Origin of the sequence: Streptomyces sp. sk2.1 (genome assembly GCF_008120935.1) — a bacterium.
GTDB lineage: Bacteria > Actinomycetota > Actinomycetes > Streptomycetales > Streptomycetaceae > Streptomyces.
The window spans coordinates 1-797 of record NZ_RDBO01000192.1; the positions used below are offsets into that span (position 1 = coordinate 1).

The following is a 797-nucleotide window of genomic DNA, read 5'->3' on the forward strand; positions in this document are numbered from 1 at the left end:
CTTCGGCCGGGACCGGGCCGCATGGCGGCGTGCGACCAGATCGCGGTGCCAGCGCAGCACCGTGTCCGGACGCACCAGCAGCCGCACCCTGCGCAGCACCTCGACCGGCATCCGATGCAGCAACGCCGCCAAGAACGCGCGATCGCTCGGGGTGAACCGCACCCTCTCGCCACCGAGTTGGCGCTCCAGCACCGTGATCTGATGGCGCAAGGCGAGGATCTCCGCGTCCTTGTCCCGATCGCTCATCGGCAGCAGACGCAGCATCGCGAACGCGTTCGTCACGGTCAGGTAAGCCAATCGCAGCAGCACGATCGGCAATCATGCCGGGGCGGTCACCAGTCGCGCGAGAGGACCAATTCGAGCCCCCGGGCCCGAGACCCCGCGCACCCGCACACCAAGCTCCCACCAGAGCGGATGAGGTTTTCGGCAAGGGCAACCCCCACCGCCTGGTCGGTGGCCGTCAGCAGCGGCCACGTCCTGGCCCGGGACCTCGTCACCGGCCTCCTGAACGGAACCACGATCGGCACCTGGGAAGAGGTGCAGGCGCTCGTCCAGACACTCGACGGCGAGTACACCTACTTCGAACCCCTCTGGCAGCAGGCCGCCGAGCACACCACCCCCGCACCGCAGCCGCCCGGTCAGGGAACCACCAGCCGGATCGAAGAACTCATCACCACCTTCAGCAACATCCTCGCCACCACCAGCCGTCCCACCACCCCACGACGCCCTCTTCCCACTCCCATCCAGGCCGCCACCACCTGGCCCGGCAGATAACCCCCACCCCTCCGCCTCCACCC

Annotated in this window: 1 protein-coding gene and 1 pseudogene; one reads left to right on the forward strand and one right to left on the reverse strand. The window is 68.9% G+C overall.

Annotated features, from left to right (window positions below; genetic code table 11):
* Positions 1-309 (reverse strand): annotated as a pseudogene (locus EAO76_RS42340) (integrase); the annotation flags it as partial.
* A gap of 144 nt (positions 310-453) precedes the next feature.
* Between EAO76_RS42340 and EAO76_RS42345 the strand changes: the two are divergent.
* Positions 454-774, forward strand: a complete 321-nt coding sequence (locus tag EAO76_RS42345; protein ID WP_222872275.1) for a hypothetical protein — start codon at positions 454-456, stop codon at positions 772-774.
* Positions 775-797: the final 23 nt, after the last annotated feature.